The following is an 18,635-nucleotide window of genomic DNA, read 5'->3' as shown; positions in this document are numbered from 1 at the left end:
TCGATCATCTCAGTTAAGGACAAACCCCTTGCTAGCTATCAAACACACACTAGGGCTAAGCTTGCTGGCTTTTGGAGTCATTCAGGCCAACACCGGCCTTGCGGCCACCACGCCCATGACCGGCAATGAGGTCGAAGCACGCGTTGGTGCAGTCTTGGACAACATGACGCTGTCTGAGAAAATTAACTTCTCGAGAGTTGATGACGGGCACATGATCCCCGTCCTGAACCGTTTTGGCATGCCAGGAACCGTAGCCTACGATTCCTCCCATGGCGTGCACGTCAACAATGCTACCTTCGGCGCACAGTATCCTTCGCAGACGGCATTGTCGGCGACATGGAGCGTCAACCGGGCCAAAGAATTTGGTCTGGCTATCGGTTACGAGACTCGGATCGCAGGTGGACAGCAAATGCTTTCACCGGGCGTCAATTTGTACCGGACTCCATACGGCGGTCGCGCAGCGGAATACCTAAGCGGCGAAGATCCGTTCCTCGGCGCCGTTTTGGCTCCAGCGGTCACAAACGGTATTCAAGCTCAGGGCATTCAAGCCTCCGGCAAGCACTACATCGCGAACGAACAGGAAGCGAACCGGCACTACGTCGACATCCATGTGGATCAGCGCACCTTGCGCGAGATGTACATGCCTGGCTTCGAATCGATGGTGAAGAACTCAAACATCGCGTCGATCATGTGCGGTTACAACAAGATCAATGGCGACTATGCGTGCGAAAACCACCATCTGATCACTGACGTACTGAAAGGCGAATGGGGCTTTCAGGGCTTCGTGATGAGTGACTTTAACTCTGTTCAAGACGCCTTCAAAGGCGCCTGGGCGGGAACAGACATCGACATGCCTTCAGGCCTTCAGTTTACTGAAGCAAAGCTGATGCCCTATGTCTGGAGCGGACAGCTTCACCAGAGCGTCATTGACGACAAAGCCCGTCGCAACCTCAGAGGCATGGTGAGCTACGGTTTCGATAAAGGTCTCAACAAAGCGCAGCCTTTGGAGCACCCTGAGTACGGAGCACGTGCATCGCTCAACATGGCGCGTGAATCGATCGTCATGCTGCGCAACGAAAATACTTCCGAGGGCAAGCCACTTCTGCCCCTGTCGAAATCGGCAAAGATCGCAGTGATTGGTGACCTGGCCCTGCAAGCACCGGCCTCCCCGTTTGGTACTGGCAATGCGACGCCCAACACATACGTCACCGAACTCAGCGGCCTGCAACAGCTTTCTTCGAATCTGAAGAACGTCGAGTATCTGCCTGAACTGAGCCTCAACCCCAAAGCATCCGCCTGGTACCAACCAAGTGCCGGGAATTCTCAGGTCAGCAATAGTGGCGTCAAGGCCGAATACTTCAACAACGCTGACTTCGCCGGCTCTCCAGCCGTCACGCGCATTGAGCCTGGCGTAAACCTGAACTGGACGAGCAACAACAACATCACCAATGCTGGCACCACCAGCGTCAGTGGTTTCTCCCCAACGCCTGGCGCGTTTTCGGCACGCTTTACCACAACCGTGAAGCCAACGATTACTGGCCCGCATGTATTCAAGGTACGTGCAGACGGCCCCTACAAGCTGTGGGTAAACAACGAGCTTGTGGTGGAAAGTGACGGGAAGGCGCTCTCCTTTGACCTGCTCAATGCGCTGACTACGTCCGGTAAGACGCACAAACTCATCGCTGGTAAAACCTATGATGTGAAGCTTGAGTATCGTCGCTTGGAAGGCAACTTCACTACCGTTTTGGGCGGTCTGGCGGGTGTTCAAATGAGCTGGGCATCGCTCACGCCTCCTGCAGATCTCGCCAAGTATGATGCTGTGGTCGTTGCTGTCGGCAGCAGCTTTGAGTATGAAGGTGAGTCCTCTGACCTCAAGTACGAACTGCCTGAGTATCAAGCTGACCTGATTGGCAAGACAGCCAAAGCGAACCCAAATACTATCGTAGTGATGCACGGTGGTGGTGGCTTGAACATGCAGCCTTGGGCCAAGAAGGTTGGCGCCACGCTACATGCCTGGTTCCCAGGTCAGCAAGGTGGGCAAGCGCTGGCTGAAATTCTGTACGGCAAGGTCAACCCGTCCGGCAAGCTTCCATTCACCATCGACAAGCGCATTGAGGACAACCCTACCTACGCCTCCTATCCTGATCCAAAGCTCTATCTGGGTGACAATGCGCTAACAGATATGACCTACAGCGAGGGGATCTACCTAGGTTACCGTGGGTACAACAAGAAGCACGCCAAGCCGCTCTACCCGTTTGGTTTCGGCCTCTCGTACACCACATACAGCTACAGCGATCTGCATCTCTCCAGCAACGTCATGACTCCGGGCGCGACGGTGGATGTGAAGTTCACCATCACCAACACCGGTGACAAGGCTGGTTTCGAAGTAGCACAGCTCTATATTCAGCCCGTTAAGCCAGCTGTTGACCGCCCTATCAGGGAACTCAAGGGCTTCACCAAAGTGTATTTGAAGCCCGGTGAGAGCAAGGTTGTGAGTATTCCGGTCGACGCGCGCTCCCTAGCTTACTACGTGGACAATACCGCCAGCTGGAATGTGGATGCTGGGAAGTACAAAATTCGAGTCGGCTCTAGCTCTCAAGAGCTTCCACTGACTCAAACCCTTACCACCCTTTACCCTGAGCAGTTGACCACCCGCGACAGTAATCCACTGCCAACGCCGTTGCGCAAAGCGGTTCAGGTCTCGGCTGCCCAAACCTACTAAGACCTCACCAGACTCAAGGACGAGTCTGGTTCGTTTGCCGGCGGCAGGGTATCTTCTGCTGCCGGATTTTTTACCACCCAAAGCAGCCCGCGCCCCTCTAGAACGAGATAGCGCCTGGTTGTAATGCCCGCCAAATTACCCTTTCAGCCTGCAAGTCCCAGCTCTGGGTCAGCTCACCGACGACTGATCAGCGCGAATGCTTGAACTCACCCTGCACATCCGCAGCCTCACCGCCCACCCAGCGCGGGCTTCTACTGTTAGCACCCTGGCTGAGCCCAAAGCCCACCACCCAGCGTTGCTCCATCTAGGAATGATTGGCACTATCTGGCCTGATATCCCTGACTAGGCGCTCAAGGTAGGTATCAAAGACCTTCATGACATCGACTCGGTCAGGGCTTCTAAGCCACTGAATCTGAATCCCGTCCATGACGGAAAATATTTCTTGAGCGAGCGAGGCGAGATCGACATCGTCGCGAATCTGGCCCGCTACCTTCAAGGATGACAGATGGGTAGCAGCGTACTCGTGAATGGTGAGGAATTTCTCCTGATACCAAGGAAATGCAGGGTGCTTTTCTGACAGGCTATCGGCATTGATCATGACCGAAGCCCTACATTCACTTTCACTTTCTACACTCATCGCCATGCTCGCGCGTAGAAACGCCACAAAACCATCAAGAGACGGCTCAATGCCGAGCTTGGAGAACCTTTCCGAATCACGGCTGTTTCTCCGCTCAATGAGGGCCTGCAGGAGAGCCGGCTTGTTAGGAAAGTGATACAGAAGGCCTACTGCGCTGATACCCGCAATGTCTGCGACGTCACGTAAAGACGCCGCGTAATAACCATCCCGAGCAATGATCAAGGTCGCAGCGTCCAACAGCGCTGCTCGCCGGAACTCCCCCTTGGGAGCTCGCCGGCGTTTCGGTGCGTTCAGCTCCATCCCCTCGTCAGATGTTGTGTTCGTGTCCATAGGATCCTTTAACACTAAAACTTGCATTGAGAACGCGATGAGTTGCATTCGGCCATCATCATATCCCCTTGAGCGTTCGCCGGCACACGTAGCACGCCATGCAAATCGAGAGGATCGACACCAACGCGTTCCCACACCACAGCCCCATCAAGGCGCCCGGGGCGCCCTGCCATTGTGCGCCTAGGTAAACAAAAGGGAAGGTTCCCAACGTACCCCTGACCCATGCAAAGATAAGCACCCACCGGGCTTGACCCATCGTGAGAAAAATCGCCTGAGCTACGAAGTCCAACCCAAAAATGATCCATAGCCCAGCCCCGGCACGACCAAATGCACCAAACATTTCTGCCGCAGCCCCCTCGAGGTTCAGATGGTGAACCGCCAAGGGAGCCAGAAGGCTTACCGCGAACCAGACGGTCAAACCATAGACAACCACCAGCGCCATTGCACTCTTGAGCGTCGCCAACACGCGGGCGGAATGGCCACCACCCATGTTCTGGCCAAGGATGGGTACCAACGCACTAGGTATTGCGAAGTAAAAACAATAAGCGAACTGCATTACACGATCCATAACCGCCATGCCCGCCATTGCAGATGCGCCCATTGTCGCCAGGATGGTCATGAGGTAAGTGAGGCTTATGGGCGTAGCGAGGTTGCCGAGGGTTGCAGGCAAAGCTATTGGCAAAATTTGTCGGAGATGCTCCAGTAACGCGCCCTTCTGGGGCTTGTAGATTCCACCAGCGCCCTTTAAAAACCACACTCCGCAGGCCAGAGAGATAGTCGCGGACAGCGCAAGCGCGGCACCTGCGCCCTCGAGCCCCATTTCAAAGCCAAAGATAAAAATGGGATCAGCTATTGCTAAAGACAAAGCACCTGAAAGCGGTACCCCAACCGCCCGCCCGACCTCCCCACTAGCACGCAGCACCTGACTGCATGTCTGGGAGACTGCGAGCAGAGGACAGGACGCCAGGGCCATCCATCCGAAGTTTTTCGCGGCATCTACCGTCTCCGTATCCGCTCCAACCCACTGTGTCAGGCGCGAGAACGCCATAGTCTCCAGCAAGACAATAAAAAGGGAGAACAGAAAAGCCAGGAAGAGCAAATGTGCAATGAGATGACTGTGCACCCTAGACCCGGACTCACCTATCGCCTTCGACAGCAGGACACCCGCAGAAATTACCAATCCAGAGCAAAAGGCAACGTTCAAAAACACCAAGGTTTTGGCTAGACCCACAGCGCCAACCAGTACAGGCTGACTCAGCTGGGAAACGTAAATCACGGTAAAAAAGTCTGCCAAGAATGTGGCCAACAGCCCCACTCCGCTCGCCCCCATCATCCGGGCAACATGGCGCAACGCAGAGCCATGCGTAAACAAAGCTGGTCTATAGATAATCAAGATATTGACTCAGTGAGAGTGCAAGGTTGGTAGTAACTTTACTCGGACCAGTTGCAGCTCAGATGAAGATGAAAACCAATATCGCAATGCGTACAACTGAATTGTTAGAGAGGATATTCTCCGGTCAGACCATCCTCTATCTTAAGACCGCTTTGGGCCAGCCTCATCTCCCTGATTCTCACCAATCACTAGGCTCCATCCCCACGCTGTCGTGAGTGGACGCAGAAGCTTCCGTTCATTTAACGAAATGCCGCCTAAAAAGCAACTGAAAGAGCGACTGCGAAAGGGAGAACAGCAGACCCAGCGGGTTCAACGCACTGGCTGACGCACGCAGAGAGCCCGCTCATGCGGTTTGCACCTGGCGCCCCAGATTAAAGATCGCGGCAATCTCGTCGTTCAGGAGCAGACTCTGCATCGTAGCCGCCTATACATGATGGTGGTCGGTGCCAGAGAGTAGACGGAGGGCACAATAGTATTCCGAAACCGAGATGGCCAAACTGTCGGGGTGATGGAGTGGACGGATTATTGAGTTGGCAGCGCCAGGAAATCGAAGCGCCGGATGCGGCCCTGCATCGAGAGACGTTCCGGGGACTTGACAAGGTCAAATGTCAGGGGGGCCAAACCCTCACCCAACGCTACATCATCCATTCTGCCCTTGGCATCAAAAGGAGTTCCGTTACGGGCCCGATATAGATAGTTAGGCTCCGCTGAAGGTTCTCCGTGGTCTCACGGCTATCGCCAACTGGAAGCCTCCTCCTACCCGTAACTGCTCGACGGAAGGGATGCCCACCATAAATTTTACTCTGACGGTGGGCACATAGCTTGCTAAAATCCGATCTATGTCCGCCCTTACTCAGGCCGTACGCCCAGCCAGCGTCTCTGCAACCCAATCCGCAATGTATTGGCCTGCATTGATACTGTTATCAAAACTAGAGTGTTGCACCCCCCCTTCACGCTCAGTGAAAATTTTCAACTCGCGTTTGGGGCTGTTCACCAGATGTTCGTACGTGCGATGTGCCCATTTCAAAGGAATCTGCGAATCCTTCTCTCCGTGAGTTACAAGGAAAGGTACTTTGATGCGATCTAAGATGCCGTCCAGATGTACCTTATCTGCGAGCCGCATGAAGTCGTCAATGCTTTTCGCGCCCCATACCCAGCATACGTGTGTCCAGTAATGTGGAACGGGCAGACTGCCTTCTTTTTCCAGGCGGCGCTTCTGCACGTCACGCCAATCATGATTGGCACCCCATACCACGCCGCAAGCGAAGCGTGGCTCAAAAGCAACCGCCCTAGGGCAGTAGTAACCACCCAACGATACACCTTCCATTCCGATTCGAGTCGAATCAATCTCTGGTCGCGTCTCCAACCAATCTACGACCCTGCTTGCCCAATGTTCGCTATCAAAGCGAGCGGTAAGGTTCTGGAGACGCAGTGCCTCGCCAGTCCCAGGCTGATCGATAAGAAGAGAGGACACTCCCCGTTTTGCCAGCCAAACAGGTAACCCTACGCGGTATTTCATCTCCTTGGTCGAATCCAAGCCATTGACTTGCAGGAGCAGCGGGGCTGGCCCCACTACGCCCTCTGCTCGCACGTACAGGCCTGAAAGCACTTTACCCTCGTAAGGGATCTCGACACGTTCGCAGTTCTCCTTGGACAGCGCTATGCCACGAGCGAAAGTCTGCAGAAACTGCTGGTATAGATCATCACGGCCCGGAGCACCATGAGCCTGCAAGCGCTCGCACGTTAGGTAGTAAGTAGCAGCCCGATTGTACTTTTCACCTGCAGACAGCATGCGGCCAACAGCCTCGTCCTCTTCAGCAAGGCCGCAGAGCTTGTCCGCCATCTTTGACCAAGTTTGGCGGAAGGCGGCGGTACCCGCAGCGTCAGGTTGTGTTGCAGCCTCCAGCAGCGGAGCGCACATTTCTTCAATCTCACCCATGCGAGCCCCCATCTCGATGGCAAGATCTACAGACAGGTTCCAAACGTAGTTGGTTGGGAAGTAACGGAACATTCTTATTTTCCTTTTCAGTCGGAAGGCGAACGCAGAGCTTGCGAGAACACCAGGTATGGTGAAAAGGACGTTATTGAGCAGGCTCAGCTTTGACCAATCGCGAATAAGGATGCAAGGTATCGCCAAATTCAATGTCTGAAGCGAGTGCTAGACGCCTTCGCGTTTGACTACTCACCGGCATGGAATATGATCACGACGATCAGGTGCATTATCGAGTGCCAAAATGGAGTCACGTATAGCCTCTCTAAGCCAGCGATGCATAGAATCTCCATCCATGCTGCGATGCCATTGCATAATTTCCTTCATAACCGGAATGTTTACTGGAGGCGGAAGAATCCGTAGAGGTAGATACTGCGAGTAAAGCTCAGCCAGTCTTCGGTGCATGGTGGCGATCCGATGAGTGCCAACCAACAGCTGAGGTAGCGTGTTGAAGTCGTTAGTGATTACTTCGAGCCTACGCTTGAACCCGTATTGACTCATGAACCACTCCTCAATGCTCAGCTGCCGTGTGCGCCCAAACCCGACTGATACATGCCCCATTTCCATATATTGTTGCAAGGAGAGGGTAGAACCAACCAAGGGGTTCTGACTCCAAACCACACAGACGTGCTCCTCATCGAACAGCAACTGAGACGGATGACCTTCGATGCAGTAACGCTCAGGGACGAACATCAGGTCAATTTCACCCCGGCTGGTCATCTCTACAGCCTGCTCCCCCGGTGGATACATCTCAAAGGTGATCCCTGGAGCTTCCTGATGGATGCGCTGAATCACTCGCGAGAAGAGAACACTGATCAAGTAATCAGACATGGCGAGGCGAAAATGCCGCTTGCTGGACGACGGGTCGATGACAGGCTTTGCAGTGATCGAAGAACGAATGGTCAGCAAGACTTCTCGGACAGGAGTTGCCAACTCCAGGGCGTAAGCAGTGGGCTGCATTGAGCGCCCAACCTGCACCAGCAACTCATCCTCAAAGTATTTTCGAAGCCGCCCGAGCACCCCGCTTGTTGCAGACTGCGTCATGTGAAGGCGTTCGGCTGCCCGGGTTATATTCTGCTCCTCCAAAAGGACATCCAGAGCTACGAGCAGGTTCAGGTCCAAGTGGTGAAATCGCATCGCGATGCATCCTTGTGATTCTATTTATTTTTGAAATACCTTCGCCCTGCATTCTCGATACGTCAAGTCGTTATCTAATGCGTCACCCGCTCAACCCCGAGTTCACCTGCCTCCCGTCCATGTATTGAATTTGCGGATGACAGGCATCCCAAGTCGCGATTAGTCAGCACCGTAGCCAGCTATCACTCTCATTCGCGTCATGTGGCATGCCTGCCGCAGAGACCACCACCGGCACAACTGCCGGATCATAATTTCAACGGAGTGGTTTCCATGAAAATTCTTGGGCTTGATGCCTTGGTTTTTGGCGTCGACGATCTACAAGCCTGTGCAGATTGCCTGCGTGACTATGGACTGGAGGCTGTCCAGTTTGACGCCGAAGGTGGACGCTTTGAGGCACTGGACGGTACATCCATCATTATCCGATCTCCAGATGACTCTTCCCTTCCGCCGCCTATTGGCCCAGCCCCGTCGCTCAGAGAAACCGTCTACGGCGTGGAAAGCAATGCCGATCTGGCAGCTATTGAAGATGAATTGAGCAGAGATCGTGATGTTCACCGAGATGCCAATGGCGCACTGCATACCTTCGACGACCTTGGATTTGCCATTGCTTTTCAGGTCACCTGTCGCCGCCCGTTCAGTGCGCCCGCTGACCTTACCAATGCGCCCGGCAGTGCGGCACAACGCCCCATGAATCAGCTGGGTATCACGCCCGACATGGTCGCCCTTCCCCGGACACTCTCACACGTTGTCTATTTCGTGCCTGATGTCGCCAAGGGCGAAGCTTTCTATCGTGATCGGTTGGGATTCGTGACAACTGACAGCTTTGTTGGCGTCGGCCCTTTCATGCGTACGAACGGCATGGATGATCACCACTGCCTGTTCATGATTCAAACACCGCCTCACATGCAAGGCTGCGAGCATTTCACCTTCCACATGGGCAGCGGAACGGAAGTGCTGCTAGCCGGGTATCGTCTACAGCAAAAAGGATGGACGAGTTTCTGGGGCCCAGGCCGCCACCTTTTCGGCTCAAATTGGTTTTGGTACTTCAACAGTCCCCTCGGCTGTCATATCGAATACGACGCCGATATGGACAAACACGATGATACTTGGGCTGCTCGCCAGGCACCAATGTCCGCTGATAACTCTCAACTGTTCCTATTCAACTCCCGCGACAAATGGGCACCAGGTGGCCCACCTCCGAAGCAGGAATGAGAGATGGATCGTAGCGTAGTGCTATGCCCACTCGATCATCTGCAAGAAGGCACAGCTGTGGGTTTTGATCCGTTCAACTCCGGGCGGACGACCGTGTTCGCGATGGTCTATCGAGGCGAAGTGCGCATCTATCGCAACAGCTGCCCTCACCTTGATGTGCCTCTGGAGTACCGAAAGGATCGCTTCCTGTCTGCAGATCGTGAGCGAGTTATCTGCTACGCGCACGGAGCGCAATTCATGCCTGACACTGGCCTGTGCGTCCACGGCCCTTGCTTGGGGAATTCCTTAACGGCGCTCGAGTATAAGTGCGAGGCCAATCTGATTCTCCTTTCGATCGATAGCCTCGGGCGCCCTATCGAGGTATCGCGAACCGCGATAGGTCGCATCCGAGGAGTCGATTAGTCAAATCTGTCTGCTCTGGGGAAACTCAGCCCAACCACGAAAATGGCCACATCCGTAAATGGCGGGCCGAACAAGAACAACACGTGAGTACCTTCATGAATATCGAAAAAACCCTGATCGTTGGTGGCGGAATTGGTGGCCTGTGCGCAGCAATCGCATTGCGCCGTAAAGGTATCGCAGTCGATTTGGTCGAGATTAAAACCGAATGGACTGTCTATGGGGTGGGCATCATCCAGCAAAGCAATGTTGTTCGAGAAATGGCAAAGCTGGGGCTGCTCGATGCCTACCTTGACGCGGCATATGCTTTCGAAGACGTGGGTATTTACGACACCGATGGCGTACCTCTGGTTCGGATTCCTGGCCAACGCCTTGCGGGGCCAAAATACCCAGCCAACGTAGGCATATCCCGCCGCGCGTTACACAAGGTACTCAGCGAAACTGCGATTGAGCTCGGTACTCAGGTACGACTGGGTATTTCGATCAAAAGCTTCGAGCAGCACGCGAATAACATCGATGTGGTTCTGAGTGACGGAACAAAAGACAGCTACTCTCTGGTTGTGGGTGCTGACGGCCTGTTCTCCAAAGTGCGCACCTTACTTTTCGGCGACAAGTACGTTCCCAAATTCACTGGCCAATCTGTTTGGCGTTACAACTTCCCCCGGCCATCAGAGATCGACCACTTGGCTAATTACCAGGGGCCCTCCGGAAACGCGGGACTTGTGCCACTGGCAGATGACCTCATGTACCTCTTCACCACCTCCCATGAGCCAGGTAATCCTCGAATGGATGAGAACCACTTGGCGGAAGAACTACGTAATCGCTTGGAAGGATTCGGTGGTTTGATCGGGCAACTGCGCGAATCGATAACCGACAACACTCAGGTTGTATACAAGCCGCTTGAGGCTGTTTTTGTTGATGAGTCCTGGTTCCGGGGTCGTGTTCTGCTGATTGGGGATGCCGCACATGCCACCACGCCCCATCTCGGCCAAGGTGCTGGCATGGCTATCGAGGACGCCATTGTCCTGAGCGAAGAACTCACCTCAGGAGGTACGATTTCCGAACAACTTGATCGATTCATGACGCGCCGTTTCGAGCGCTGCAAGTACATCAGTGAAAACTCGTTGCTCGCCGGCGAAAAAGAGATCCAAAAAGACCGCAACTTCGACCGCATCGCCCTCGTGAAGCAAATGCTCGAACTCACTGCTCGACCTGTGTGAATCCTAGGGGGCGCATCCGGCTACCTGCGGTGGCCCCTATATAAAAACTAACACTGTCAAAAATAAAAATAATGAGGTGACTTAAATGCCGTCTTACAAACGCTCGCCTAAAAACAGAGCGCCCGCCCTCAAGCCAATTGCATTGGCCGTAACATTCCTTTCGATCACGGCAGGCTTGCCTGACGTTCACGCATTCGAGATCGACACAGGGAATCCCGATCTGCGAGTGCGCTGGGACAACACGTTAAAGTATAGCGCAGCATGGCGTACCAAAAGTCAAAGTGACAAGCTGACCGAAAGCCAGACAGCTTTGAACCAAGACGATGGCGATCGAAACTTTAGCAAAGGCCTTATATCAAACCGCCTTGACCTTCTATCGGAAATGGATGTTACATATCAAAACTTCGGTGCCCGCGTTAGTGGTGCCGCGTGGTATGACGACGTTTATAACCAAGGCAACGACAATAACGACCCAAACCGGGCCAACAGCTATTCTGTTAGATATGACGCTTTCACTGATGACACCCGTACACTCCATGGACGTGAAGGTGAGCTACTCGATGCATTTATTTTCGGCAAAACCGAAATAGGTGACATGCCGATAAGCGGTCGGATAGGTCAATATGCGATGCAATGGGGTGAAAGCCTTTTCTACGGTATGAACGGTATCGCGGGCGGTATGGCCCCCATTGACGTGGTCAAGGGCCTGTCGGTGCCCAACACGCAATTTAAAGAGCTCATCCGCCCTGTACAGCAGATCTCCGGCCAGTTACAGATCACCCCTGATGTTTCCCTTGGTGCGTACTACCAATTTGAGTGGGAAGCCAACCGTTTGCCTGCTTCAGGCAGCTACTTCTCTAGCTTCGACAACATCGGAGATGGCAACGAACGCATGTTCATTGGAGCCCCTGTCTTCCCAGGTGGTCAACCTCTGGCGTTTTTCCATGGAAATGACAAAGAGGCAAAAGACTCCGGTCAAGGCGGTGTTCAGCTTCGTTGGCGAACTGAGACTGTCGATTGGGGTCTCTATGCAATCCGCTTCCATGATAAGAATCCTCAGCTGAATGTTCGCCCTGATTTCGCCAATCTCAACCCTCAGTCTGGGAAAGCGGGTGAATACTACTGGGTTTATCCTGAAGGTATCGAAGCATTCGGTGCAAGCTTCTCCACAACACTCGGGAACTACAACGTCGCCGGCGAATTGTCCACGCGCTGGAATCAGCCATTGGCCTCTACCAATCAGCATATTCTTGCGCCAGGTGAGGTCATCAACAACGACTCAAATCCCATCTATGCGACAGGCCGCACGCTGCACGCCAATATATCTTGGCTGTCCAGTATGGAGCCCAGTTTCGTTGCGCAGGAGGCAAGTTTCGTAGGGGAAATCGCCTGGAACAGAGTCATGAGCATCAGCAAGAACAAAGATGCATATGATCCGAATGCTGATCGCGACGCGACAAGCATCAGGGTTGTATATGAACCAATGTACCGCCAACTTTTCCCGGGGTTAGATGTATCTGTACCCGTAGGCTTTAGCTACACAAATGGCGCATCCGGCGCACTAGGCACTGGTTTCGGCGCCAACAATGGCGGCGACATAAACATAGGCCTGAAAGGTAACTACCTGAACACTTGGAACCTAGGACTTACCTACACGCATTACTACGGGCCAGAGAACACTTTCCTGGACGAAAATAACAATTACACCTTTGAACAAGCGCTCAAAGACCGCGACTTCATCGCCTTTACTGTCAGCCGCACCTTCTGACCGAGGACACCTGGATGATACACAACAAGAAAATTCTTGCTGCTCTCACTGCCTTGAGTGCTTCGTTACTTTTTTCGCATGCAACCATGGCCGCCGTTTCAGCAGAACAAGCTGCCAAGTTGAAATCGTCGCTAACTCCCTTTGGAGCAGAGCGTTCCGGAAATGCCGACGGCAGCATCCCCGAATGGACTGGAGGCCTTACGAAAGCAGATCCCGCCTACAAAGAGGGCGGTAAACGAAGTGATCCGTATGCAACCGACCAACCCGTGATGACCATTACAGCCCAAAACATGGCTCAGTATGCGGACAAGTTGACTGCTGGCACCCAGGCCATGCTGAGGAAATACCCGGACACCTACAAGGTTGTAGTCTACCCCACCCATCGCAGTGCCGCCGCGCCGCAATCTGTTTACGATGCAACCTTCGCAAACGCGACAAGTGGCAAGCTCGTGGATGGCCCCGCTGGGCCAATGCCACAAGGTGCGGCGGGTGGGATTCCGTTTCCAATTCCAGAGAATGGCGCACAAGCCATTTGGAACCACCTGTTACGTTGGCGCGGGGCATCTTGGCAAGCCAATTTCACGCAGTATCTCACTACCGCCGACGGCAAGCACGTCCTGACTAACGACTCGCGGGCAGATCTGCAGATGCCTTGGTACTTGCCAGGCTTTAGTGGCGATAAAGGGGTGTATTGGTCAATTCGCATGATCAACGACGGTCCGCCTCTTCGCGCAGGCGAGGCCATTACAGGTCTTGAAAACCTGAATGCCGACAACTCCGCGGCCTGGACGTACCTACCTGGGCAAAGACGGGTTCGTCGCCTGCCTAACGCTTGCTGTGACACGCCCACTCCTGCAACTGCAGGGGTGATGAGCTTCGATGAGCTGAATGTCTTTAACGGTCGAATTGATCGCTTCGATTGGAAGCTTGTAGGAAAAAAAGAGATGTACATCCCGTACAACTCGAACCGGGTGTTCACCGCCTCCTCGCCGGAGTCCCTGTTCGATGCTCACCACATGAAATCGGAAGCCGTGCGCTGGGAGCTTCACCGTGTCTGGGTAGTTGAGGCAACGCTAAAAGCAGGTGCTCGCCACGTCATGCCGAAGAGCACCTACTACCTCGATGAAGACACCTGGACTGCGGTTCTGGGCGATCGATATGACGCGCGCGGTCAGCTCGCCAAAGTGCTGTGGACTTCACCAGTTGTTCTTCCCGACCTACCTGGCACCGCGTCGCTGACCACAGGCTTCTACGACCTGCTCTCCGGCTCTTGGTTTGTAGGCGACGTGTTCGCTGGCAAAAACCAGCAATACCGCATCGTACAACCCTTCAAGGACTCGGTCTTCACCGCTGATGCCATGGCAGGTGAAGGGGTTCGCTGATGCAGGCGGGGCGATCGCCCCGCCCGCCTCTAACAAGAAGAAAAAGGTTTTACGAGATGAAGAAGATAGTCTCAGGTTTGCTCTTACTTGCGAGTTGCGCACTGCCGACCGTAGCGCCAGCAACGTCTATGGATTCCCTCTCCCAAGGCGCAGTGCTTGGGCCTCAAGCGCTACAAGCAGTGCTGTTGGATGTCGCCCTTGTCGGCTCTCGCTTGGTTGCAGTCGGCGAGCGTGGCGTTGTCCTGCTCTCTGACGATTCAGGCCTCAGTTGGCGGCAAGTACCAAGCCCCGTCAGTAGCACGTTAACTAGCGTGCAGTTCGTCGATCCTCTGAATGGCTGGGCCGTTGGCCACTCAGGTGTGGTGCTCCATAGCGGCGACGCAGGAGCAAGCTGGCAGGTACAACTGGACGGTATGCAAGCCGCAGCAATCGAACTAAGGGCCGCAGAACGCTCAGAAGACGCAAGACGCTTAGCCTCCGCTCAGCGATTGTCAGCTGATGGTGCCGATAAGCCTCTGCTAGCGGTCAACTTTAGCGATGCTAATAACGGAATGGTCGTCGGCGCTTATGGACTCGCATTGACGACCCGTGATGGGGGGAAAACCTGGCAGTCCAGGATGGGCGAACTTCCGAACCCTCGTGGCTTGCACTACTACGCGATGGCACGCCATCGCGATGAGATCCTGATTGCTGGAGAGCAAGGTCTTCTTCTGCGCTCTACAGACGGGGGCGCCAGCTTCCAAGCCCTGAAAGGTTCATACGATGGAAGCTACTTTGCTGCTGCCATCCTACCCAGTGGAAAGCTTCTGATTGGCGGTCTACGCGGCAAGCTCTTCTCTTCGGATGATGGCGGAGTCACTTTCCAGGCGATAGCCACTCCAATTCCTGCATCCCTAAATGCCATCCGTATCGAGGAGGATCAGCTGCTGCTGACCAACCAAGCCGGAATGCTTCTGAAGGGCAGTCTCAGTGGTTCAGGCTTCCAACCCATTGCGGTATCTGAAGGGCTGCCTTTAAGCGCTGTTGCAGGTTCACCCGACGGCAATCTGGTCGCTGTTGGCGTTGCGGGCGCCCTTCGTGTCGCCCCCTCCCCCCATTTGAAAAACGCGGACTAAGCCATGCATGTACCAACCTCTTCCGCTCCCCCTTCAGTCAGTCTTGAAGACTTCAACAGTGCTTCCGGCTCATTACTGGAGCGCGCTCTGTTCAACCATCGAGCGTTGGTTCTGCTGCTATGCCTGGCGGCAACGCTTTTCTTGGGATGGCAGGCAACACGCCTCACCTTGAATGCCAGCTTCGAAAAAATGATCCCACGTGATCACCCTTTCATCGTCAATTACCTGGATCACCGTGACGAGCTAAAGGGCCTCGGCAACGCTGTGCGTATTGCCGTAGCGAACCCCCAGGGAAGCATTTACGACAAGGCGTACCTTCAAGTCCTCCAACAAATCAATGATGAGGTGTACCTGCAACCAGGCGTTGATCGGGCCGCCATGAAATCTCTATGGACACCATCAACCCGCTGGACGGGGGTGACCGAAGAAGGTCTCGAAGGTGGCCCCGTGATTCCCGACGGCTACGATGGCGAGTCTGAGAGCCTTGAGTCGCTGAAGCGAAACATCGAACGCTCGAACGAAATTGGCCAGCTGGTTGCCTTTGATCAGCGCTCCAGCATCATCTATGTACCACTGCTGGAGCAGACGCCGGACGGACAACCGCTGAACTACGCAAGCTTCGCTCATCAGCTTGAGTATCTGCGTGTCAAGTACCAAGCCCAAGGTGTAGAGATTCACATCACGGGCTTTGCGAAGGTCGTGGGAGATCTGATCGATGGCCTGAAGCAGATTCTGGTGTTCTTCGCTGTTGCGATCCTGATTACTGCTGCCGTGCTCTATTGGTACACACGATGCATACGCAGCACTTTCTTGGTCGTCATGTGCTCTCTGGTAGCAGTTGTCTGGCAACTAGGCTTGCTGCCAGTTCTTGGGTATGAGCTCGATCCTTACTCAGTTCTGGTGCCATTTCTCGTCTTTGCTATTGGCATGAGCCATGGTGCCCAAAAGATGAATGGCATCATGCAAGACATTGGACGAGGTATGCACCGGCTGGTAGCTGCACGCTTCACATTCCGACGGCTTTTCCTCGCAGGCCTGACGGCCCTGTTATGCGATGCGGTGGGTTTCGCCGTTTTGATGATCATCGACATTCAAGTGATCCAAGACCTGGCGGTAATTGCGAGCCTTGGTGTAGCTGTATTGATTTTCACCAATCTGATCCTGCTGCCAATTGTCCTCTCGTACATCGGTGTAAGCCCGAAGGCTGCTCGGCGTAGTTTGCGTACAGAAGAGGCTGAGGCGTCGGGTGCAGAAAAGCATGCGCTGTGGCGCTTTCTTGATCTGTTCACCCGCAAACGTTGGGCAACAGCCTGCGTCTTCGTAGCTGCTGCAGTGGCCGTAGCAGGCTACGCGGTGAGCCTGCAATTGAAGGTCGGCGATCTTGATGCTGGTGCTCCAGAGCTGCGACCTGACTCTCGATACAACCAGGACAATCGCTTCATTACCCAACACTACGGTGCGAGCAGTGACCTCTTTGCAGTCATGATCAAGACACCCCCGGGGCAATGTTCTGCGTTCAACACCTTGAAAAAAGTCGACGACTTGGATTGGCAGCTTCGCGGGCTTGAAGGCGTAGATTCGACAAATTCGTTGGCGTTGCTCAATCGTCGCGTGCTGGTTGGCCTCTCTGAAGGCAACCCAAAATGGTACGAGTTGGTGAACAACCAAGCGACCTTGAACATGGTCACTGCAGGCGCCTCTCGCGGTCTGTACAACGATGATTGCAGCCTGCTTACTGTCTTTGCCTACCTCAAAGACCATAAGGCGGACACCCTCACTGACGTAGTTGCGAGCGTTGAGCGCTTCTCCTTGGCCAACTCTTCAGAGGACGCCAAATTCCTGATGGCCGCAGGAAGTGCGGGGATCGAAGCGGCGACCAATATCGTCGTGAAGAAGGCTAACCACGACATGCTCTGGTGGGTCTACGGCGCGGTGACGTTGTTGTGCCTGGTGACATTTCGCTCCTGGAGGGCAGTGCTTTGCGCAGTGCTCCCGCTTGTACTTACCTCCCTTCTTTGCGAGGCCTTGATGGTAGCACTGGGGATCGGGGTCAAAGTCTCCACTCTCCCCGTGATCGCCTTGGGCGTCGGCATCGGTGTGGATTATGCGTTGTATGTGATGAGCATCGTCTTGGCACAAATGCGTCAAGGCGCCAGCCTGTCCCGAGCCTACTACCAAGCGCTGCTCTTCACTGGAAAGGTCGTAATGCTGACGGGTGTGACTCTGGCGATCGGCGTGGGTACCTGGATCTTCTCTCCGATCAAGTTCCAAGCCGACATGGGTGTGCTACTCGCCTTCATGTTCATCTGGAACATGGTTGGCGCCCTCATCCTACTGCCTGCACTTGCCTATTTCCTACTCCCCCAGCGTACGCCTGGAAAATCAGAGGCTGCGGTTCCCGAGCAGAAACACACCCAAACCCTTCCCTGCAGTGAAGTGCATAGGGCCGTGCCTTGGGCGTAGTAGCATTGGAAGCCTCGATGGGCTGTCGGTTGCAGATGACGCAGCGATTGACGCCCATAGCTCAAATTATCCGGGCATAGGTGCCGTATGAACGAACTCTTTTCTCTCACTACTAAAACGGCGCTGATCACCGGTGCTACGCGTGGAATAGGCCTTGCGATTGCCAATGCCCTTGGGCAAGCCGGTGCCCAGTTGATTGTAAGCAGTGAAAGCCATGACGAAACCGCTCGCGTCGCGCAGAAATTGAATGATGCCGGGATCAATGCCATTGCGATTCCTGCTGATTTGAACAACCAAGACGAGGTGCAGGCGCTGGCTGCTCAAGCGATCGAACACTTGGGGCACATCGACGTCTTGGTTTGCAACGCCGGTGTTGCGCCGCACTTGGGTGCGATGAGCGCGGTAAGCGATGCAGACTGGGAGTTGACCCTCAACGTCAACCTGCGAAGTGCTATCTGGCTCACCAATAGCTTACTGCCCGCCATGGCTGAACATGGCGGCGGCAGCGTCATTCTCATGTCAAGCATCGCTGGTGTTCGCGGAAACAAGGCGCTCGGTCTGTATGGCCTTTCCAAAGCGGCTCTCTCACAGCTCGCACGCAACCTAGCGGTTGAATGGGGGCCACAAAACATTCGGGTGAACTCGATCAGCCCCGGTGTGATTCAAACCGAGTTCGCCCGCCCCCTCACCGATAACGCCGAACTTATGCAGCGTCGTCTCGCACTGACGCCACTGCGCCGTGTTGGACGCCCCGAGGAAGTAGCTGCTGTTACGTTGCTGCTTGCCTCGCCAGGCGGTGCATTCATCAGTGGTCAAAACATCATTGTCGATGGTGGCACAACCATCGGTGACGGAAACTAAAAGGAG

The 18,635-nt window shown here is 54.4% G+C and carries 13 protein-coding genes; 9 read left to right on the top strand and 4 right to left on the bottom strand.

What is annotated here, in order from left to right; all coding sequences use genetic code 11:
* Window positions 1-28 precede the first annotated feature (28 nt).
* Window positions 29-2,722, top strand: coding sequence for a beta-glucosidase (locus ACN6NG_RS10745; RefSeq protein WP_474313929.1), 2,694 nt, complete (start codon window positions 29-31; stop codon window positions 2,720-2,722).
* Window positions 2,723-3,026: 304 nt separating this feature from the next.
* Here ACN6NG_RS10745 and ACN6NG_RS10740 read toward each other — a convergent pair whose 3' ends face one another.
* The 4 genes from ACN6NG_RS10740 to ACN6NG_RS10725 all read right to left on the bottom strand — a co-directional run bounded on the left by ACN6NG_RS10740 (window position 3,027) and on the right by ACN6NG_RS10725 (window position 8,209).
* Window positions 3,027-3,689, bottom strand: coding sequence for a TetR/AcrR family transcriptional regulator (locus ACN6NG_RS10740; protein ID WP_474313987.1), 663 nt, complete (start codon window positions 3,687-3,689; stop codon window positions 3,027-3,029).
* 58 nt (window positions 3,690-3,747) lie between these two features.
* On the bottom strand, window positions 3,748-4,995 hold the full coding sequence (locus ACN6NG_RS10735) for an MATE family efflux transporter (RefSeq protein WP_474313927.1): 1,248 nt from the start codon (window positions 4,993-4,995) through the stop codon (window positions 3,748-3,750).
* A 940-nt stretch (window positions 4,996-5,935) separates the two neighbouring features.
* The gene (locus tag ACN6NG_RS10730; protein WP_474313926.1) at window positions 5,936-7,093 is read right to left on the bottom strand and encodes an alpha/beta hydrolase family protein; all 1,158 of its coding nucleotides are present in this window, start codon (window positions 7,091-7,093) and stop codon (window positions 5,936-5,938) included.
* A 171-nt stretch (window positions 7,094-7,264) separates the two neighbouring features.
* Complete coding sequence (locus ACN6NG_RS10725; RefSeq protein ID WP_474313925.1) at window positions 7,265-8,209, bottom strand: LysR family transcriptional regulator; 945 nt, start codon at window positions 8,207-8,209, stop codon at window positions 7,265-7,267.
* Window positions 8,210-8,479: 270 nt separating this feature from the next.
* Here ACN6NG_RS10725 and ACN6NG_RS10720 point away from each other — a divergent pair, with 270 nt between their 5' ends.
* From ACN6NG_RS10720 to ACN6NG_RS10685, 8 genes are all read left to right on the top strand, one after another.
* Window positions 8,480-9,421 carry a VOC family protein gene (locus tag ACN6NG_RS10720; RefSeq protein ID WP_474313924.1) on the top strand — a complete coding sequence of 314 codons (942 nt, stop codon included), beginning with the start codon at window positions 8,480-8,482 and terminating at the stop codon, window positions 9,419-9,421.
* 3 nt (window positions 9,422-9,424) lie between these two features.
* Window positions 9,425-9,823, top strand: coding sequence for a Rieske (2Fe-2S) protein (locus tag ACN6NG_RS10715; protein WP_474313922.1), 399 nt, complete (start codon window positions 9,425-9,427; stop codon window positions 9,821-9,823).
* A 95-nt stretch (window positions 9,824-9,918) separates the two neighbouring features.
* The gene (locus ACN6NG_RS10710) at window positions 9,919-11,040 is read left to right on the top strand and encodes an FAD-dependent oxidoreductase (protein WP_474313921.1); all 1,122 of its coding nucleotides are present in this window, start codon (window positions 9,919-9,921) and stop codon (window positions 11,038-11,040) included.
* Between the two features lie 85 nt (window positions 11,041-11,125).
* Window positions 11,126-12,808: a DUF1302 domain-containing protein gene (locus tag ACN6NG_RS10705; RefSeq protein WP_474313920.1), complete on the top strand. Its 1,683-nt coding sequence runs from the start codon at window positions 11,126-11,128 to the stop codon at window positions 12,806-12,808.
* Between the two features lie 14 nt (window positions 12,809-12,822).
* Window positions 12,823-14,190, top strand: a complete 1,368-nt coding sequence (locus tag ACN6NG_RS10700) for a DUF1329 domain-containing protein (protein WP_474313919.1) — start codon at window positions 12,823-12,825, stop codon at window positions 14,188-14,190.
* A 56-nt stretch (window positions 14,191-14,246) separates the two neighbouring features.
* Entirely contained in the window at window positions 14,247-15,305 is a 1,059-nt protein-coding gene (locus ACN6NG_RS10695; RefSeq protein ID WP_474313917.1) for a WD40/YVTN/BNR-like repeat-containing protein, read from the top strand.
* Window positions 15,306-15,308: 3 nt separating this feature from the next.
* Window positions 15,309-17,768, top strand: a complete 2,460-nt coding sequence (locus ACN6NG_RS10690; RefSeq protein ID WP_474313916.1) for an efflux RND transporter permease subunit — start codon at window positions 15,309-15,311, stop codon at window positions 17,766-17,768.
* Between the two features lie 87 nt (window positions 17,769-17,855).
* Window positions 17,856-18,629 (top strand): SDR family NAD(P)-dependent oxidoreductase, encoded by a 774-nt coding sequence (locus ACN6NG_RS10685; RefSeq protein WP_474313915.1) that lies wholly within the window; start codon window positions 17,856-17,858, stop codon window positions 18,627-18,629.
* Window positions 18,630-18,635: the final 6 nt, after the last annotated feature.

This window comes from Pseudomonas sp. TSO6 (genome assembly GCF_056098905.1).
The sequence above is the reverse complement of the archived record's forward strand: the minus strand, read 5'-3'. Positions and strand labels throughout refer to the sequence as shown.